The sequence below is a fragment of the Streptomyces sp. NPDC005492 genome (genome assembly GCF_040605995.1).
In the GTDB taxonomy this organism is placed as follows: Bacteria; Actinomycetota; Actinomycetes; order Streptomycetales; family Streptomycetaceae; genus Streptomyces.
In genome coordinates, this window is sequence record NZ_JBEXDX010000110.1 from 1 (window position 1) to 4,487 (window position 4,487).

General features: G+C 67.9%; 6 protein-coding genes. 5 read left to right on the forward strand and 1 reads right to left on the reverse strand.

Annotated features, from left to right (window positions below; all coding sequences use genetic code 11):
• The 3 genes from ABZT04_RS45840 to truA all read left to right on the forward strand — a co-directional run.
• On the forward strand, nucleotides 1-450 hold a 450-nt coding region (locus ABZT04_RS45840), incomplete at its 5' end, for a DNA-directed RNA polymerase subunit alpha C-terminal domain-containing protein (protein WP_356066655.1).
• 83 nt (nucleotides 451-533) lie between these two features.
• Complete coding sequence (rplQ, locus tag ABZT04_RS45845; protein ID WP_356066658.1) at nucleotides 534-1,028, forward strand: 50S ribosomal protein L17; 495 nt, start codon at nucleotides 534-536, stop codon at nucleotides 1,026-1,028.
• Nucleotides 1,029-1,098: 70 nt separating this feature from the next.
• Nucleotides 1,099-1,959 carry a tRNA pseudouridine(38-40) synthase TruA gene (truA, locus tag ABZT04_RS45850; RefSeq protein WP_356066661.1) on the forward strand — a complete coding sequence of 287 codons (861 nt, stop codon included), beginning with the start codon at nucleotides 1,099-1,101 and terminating at the stop codon, nucleotides 1,957-1,959.
• Between the two features lie 217 nt (nucleotides 1,960-2,176).
• Here truA and ABZT04_RS45855 read toward each other — a convergent pair whose 3' ends face one another.
• Entirely contained in the window at nucleotides 2,177-3,055 is an 879-nt protein-coding gene (locus ABZT04_RS45855) for a hypothetical protein (RefSeq protein ID WP_356066664.1), read from the reverse strand.
• 347 nt (nucleotides 3,056-3,402) lie between these two features.
• Here ABZT04_RS45855 and rplM point away from each other — a divergent pair, with 347 nt between their 5' ends.
• The gene (gene rplM / locus ABZT04_RS45860; RefSeq protein ID WP_280878443.1) at nucleotides 3,403-3,846 is read left to right on the forward strand and encodes a 50S ribosomal protein L13; all 444 of its coding nucleotides are present in this window, start codon (nucleotides 3,403-3,405) and stop codon (nucleotides 3,844-3,846) included.
• A 42-nt stretch (nucleotides 3,847-3,888) separates the two neighbouring features.
• Complete coding sequence (rpsI, locus tag ABZT04_RS45865) at nucleotides 3,889-4,416, forward strand: 30S ribosomal protein S9 (protein WP_328831012.1); 528 nt, start codon at nucleotides 3,889-3,891, stop codon at nucleotides 4,414-4,416.
• Nucleotides 4,417-4,487 lie beyond the last annotated feature (71 nt).

Sequence of the window (4,487 nt, forward strand, 5' to 3'; positions counted from 1 at the left end):
CTGATCGTCGACGTCGAGACCAAGCAGGCCATGCGTCCCCGTGACGCGATGGCGTCGGCCGGTAAGACCCTGGTCGAGCTGTTCGGTCTGGCGCGCGAGCTGAACATCGACGCCGAGGGCATCGACATGGGCCCGTCCCCCACGGACGCCGCCCTTGCCGCCGACCTCGCGCTGCCGATCGAGGAGCTGGAACTCACCGTCCGCTCCTACAACTGCCTCAAGCGCGAGGGCATCCACTCCGTGGGTGAGCTCGTGGCTCGTTCCGAGGCCGACCTCCTGGACATCCGTAACTTCGGTGCGAAGTCCATCGACGAGGTCAAGGCGAAGCTGGTCGGCATGGGCCTGGCCCTGAAGGACAGCCCGCCCGGATTCGACCCGACGGCCGCTGCCGACGCCTTTGGCGCCGACGACGACGTGGACGCGGGTTTTGTGGAGACCGAGCAGTACTGATCGGTTGTTGCCGGTGAGCATCCGCTCATCGGGTCCTGACCCCGGTACCTCATACGGCCGGGGCAGATACCAAGGAGAAAGACATGCCGAAGCCCACCAAGGGTGCCCGTCTGGGCGGCAGTGCCGCGCACGAGAAGCTGCTCATCGCGAACCTCGCGAAGTCGCTCTTCGAGCACGGCCGTATCACCACCACCGAGGCGAAGGCCCGCAAGCTGCGGCCGTACGCCGAGCGTCTGGTCACCAAGGCGAAGAAGGGCGACCTTCACAACCGCCGTCAGGTGCTCCAGGTGATCACGGACAAGAGCGTCGTCCACACGCTCTTCACCGAGATCGGCCCGCGCTACGAGAACCGTCCCGGTGGCTACACCCGTATCACCAAGATCGGTAACCGTCGTGGCGACAACGCGCCCATGGCTGTCATCGAGCTGGTCGAGGCGCTGACCGTCGCGCAGGCGGCGACGGGCGAGGCCGAGGCCGCCACCAAGCGTGCCGCGAAGGACGCCGAGGCCGCGGCTCCGGCCGAGGTCGTCGAGGACACCAAGCCGGCCGAGGCCGACGAGGAGTCCAAGGACGCGTAAGCAGTCCTTCGAGCGGGTCCGTCTCTTTCGAGGGGCGGGCCCGCTTTCGTGCACCTGAAAGGATCCAGGGGTGAGTGACGAAGTTCTGCCCGATCACGTACGCGTACGACTCGATCTCTCCTACGACGGGACCGCGTTCTCCGGGTGGGCCAAGCAGGCCGGGGGGCGGCGGACCGTACAGGGGGAGATCGAGGACGCGTTGCGGACGGTGACGCGGTCGCAGGAGACCGTGTACGAGCTGACCGTGGCGGGGCGGACCGATGCCGGGGTGCATGCGCGGGGGCAGGTGGCGCATGTCGACCTGCCGGGGGAGTTGTGGGCGGAGCACCGCGAGAAGCTGCTGAAGCGGCTTGCGGGGCGGTTGCCGAAGGATGTGCGGGTCTGGCGGGTGGCGGAGGCTCCTGAGGGCTTCAACGCGCGGTTTTCCGCGGTGTGGCGGCGGTACGCCTACCGTGTCACCGACAATCCCGGCGGTGTCGACCCCCTGCTCCGGAACCACGTGCTGTGGCACGACTGGCCCCTCGACGTCGACGCCATGAACGAAGCGGCCCAACGGCTGCTGGGGGAGCACGACTTCGCCGCCTACTGCAAGCGGCGTGAAGGGGCGACCACCATTCGTACCTTGCAGGAGTTGAACCTCGTGCGGGGGGACGACGGGATCGTCACTGCCACCGTGCGGGCCGACGCGTTCTGCCACAACATGGTGCGGTCGCTCATCGGGGCGCTGATCTTCGTGGGGGACGGGCACCGCGGGCCGGACTGGCCGGGGAAGGTGCTGGCGGCCGGCGTACGGGACTCCGCCGTGCATGTCGTGCGGCCGCACGGGCTGACGTTGGAGGAGGTCGGCTACCCGGCGGACGAGTTGCTGGCCGCGCGGAACAAGGAGGCGCGGAACAAGCGGACGTTGCCCGGTGCGGGCGCGTGCTGTTGAGGGTGCGTCAACGAGGATCGCCCGCCGCCGAGGTCTCGCGCACCGTCGCCGCGGGCCCGCCCGTTCCGGGGTGTGGTCGGGAGGGGCGAGCACCTTCAGCTCGCCCCTCCCTGCGGCCCTGGCCACCTGGTCGGAACCTCGTGGGACAGCCGCTGGGGTCAGGCCTTGTCCTTCCAACTGGCGACAATGCTCTTGCGGAACTTCATGCGTGGGCGAGCTACTGGCTGGCGGCGGCCGAGGCCTGTGCCTCGCCCCGCTGGTGGATCTGGTCGAAGGCGAACTTGCCCAGGGCGTCGCCCATGGTGAAGACCTTGGTGTCCTTCGTCGTCACGTCCTTGCCGTTGGTGAAGCCGGCGGTCGTGAAGTAGGCGTAGCGGCCATAGGAGTTGGTCGTCGTACGGCAGACCGCGCCTTCGCAGAACGCCTTGACGCCCTTCCCGGACAGCGATCTGACGACGCTCTTGGTGTCCGCCTGCCCTATGGCCTTGGCCGCCTGGGCCTCGGTGTCGAAGAGGGCCACGCCGACCGTGACCGCGATGTCGTCCTTGACGTAGGTGACCCGCATGAGGCGGGTGCAGTGGCTCGCGGTGAGGGCCTTGGGGAGGGTGCCCGAAGTGACGGAGGCGCAGTTCGTGGTGTCGGCCGTCGGGCCCTTCTTGTACACGGTGGAGCCCGCGGTGAGCTGCGTGCCCGGGAACAGGATCTCCGGGCTGAGCGGCGCGGTGTCCTTGGTCTTGCTGGAGATGAAGTCCTTCGGGTCCAGCGGCGGGGGCGCGCTGGTCGGTGCGAAGGACGGCGAGCTGGCGCCGGCGCTCGGCAGGGACCCGCTCGCGGGCAGGTTCGTCGGCTGCCCGGACGCGGTGTCGTCGCCGTTCGCCGACATCACGGCCATGGCCACGGCCGTCCCGACGGCCACCGTCGCGAGCGCGCCGCCGCCTATGAGCAGCAGTCTCTTGCGCCGGTTGCGTGTCTCCGCCTGGTCGGCGAGCGCGGCCCAGTCCGGGGTGTCGTCGTCGACGTTGCCGCCCCACGGCTGCTGCGATTGCGGTTTCCAGGGATCCCACTGGGACTGGGGTCCCCCCTGCCCGAAGCTCATGGGACGCATCCTAGACGGGGCGACGGGCGTACAGGTGCGCCTCAATGAGCCCTGGAGCAACTCGCGTTGGGGTTGTCACGGTATGTGCTCGACCCCTCGCTGTGCGCTGCCGCTCGGGGTGCTCGCACCCCGTTTTGACCCCTCCGGTGCGGCGCGGGTACTCTTACGGTTTGTTATGCGTATCGGCTTGGTCGTTCTCAGGCGAGAAGCCCTTACGTAGGTTCCCTGGAGCAGTTACCAGTGGGCGGCATACGGGACTCGGTCCCGGCCATTGTCGTCCCCAGCTGCACGATCGCTTCAGTGATGCCATGTCTCAGCACCCATCCACTGAAGAAGAAGGCTGCGAAGTGCGTACGTACAGCCCCAAGCCCGGCGATGTGACTCGCCAGTGGCACGTCATTGACGCGCAGGACATCGTCCTGGGCCGTCTGGCTACCACTGCCGCGAACCTCCTCCGTGGCAAGCACAAGCCGACCTATGCCCCGCACATGGACATGGGCGACTTCGTCATCATCATCAACGCCGACAAGGTTCACCTGTCCGGCAACAAGAAGACCCAGAAGCTGGCGTACCGCCACTCCGGTTACCCGGGTGGTCTGCGCTCCGTCCGTTACGACGAGCTGCTGGCGAAGAACCCCGAGAAGGCCGTCGAGAAGGCCATCAAGGGCATGATCCCCAAGAACACCCTGGGCCGTCAGATGCTCGGCAAGCTGAAGGTCTACTCGGGCGACCAGCACCCGCACGCTGCGCAGCAGCCGGTGCCGTTCGAGATCACCCAGGTCGCGCAGTAGTTCCGGCCACACCCCTAAACAGAAAAGAATCTGAGGAGAACCGTGGCCGAGACCACCGTTGAGCAGCCGGTCGAAGAGACCGAGACCGAGCTCGTCGACATCGAGAGCTACACCACCGAGTCCGACGTCCCCGTCGAGGGTGAGTACACGTCGGAGTCGCTCGCCGGCCGCTTCGGCGACCCGCAGCCGGCCGCCGGCCTGGGCCGCCGCAAGAACGCCATCGCGCGCGTTCGCATCGTGCCCGGCACCGGCAAGTGGAAGGTCAACGGGCGCACGCTCGAGGACTACTTCCCGAACAAGGTCCACCAGCAGGAAGTCAACGAGCCCTTCAAGGTGCTCGAGCTGGACGGCCGCTACGACGTCATCGCCCGCATCTCGGGTGGCGGCGTCTCCGGTCAGGCCGGTGCCCTGCGCCTCGGCGTGGCCCGCGCGCTGAACGAGGCCGACGTGGACAACAACCGCGGCGCCCTCAAGAAGGCCGGCTACCTCCGTCGCGACGACCGTGCGGTCGAGCGCAAGAAGGCCGGTCTCAAGAAGGCCCGCAAGGCTCCGCAGTACAGCAAGCGTTAAACACGCCTGCTGCGGCAGTACTCCGAACGCCCCGGCGGCACGCCACTCGTGCCGCCGGGGCGTTCGTTTAT

What these genes read in the sequence shown, in the direction of transcription:
- rplQ (WP_356066658.1), top strand. Translation starts at nt 534, where the DNA reads ATGCCGAAGCCCACCAAGGGTGCCCGTCTGGGCGGCAGTGCCGCGCAC.
- ABZT04_RS45855 (WP_356066664.1), bottom strand. Translation starts at nt 3,055, where the DNA reads ATGAGCTTCGGGCAGGGGGGACCCCAGTCCCAGTGGGATCCCTGGAAA.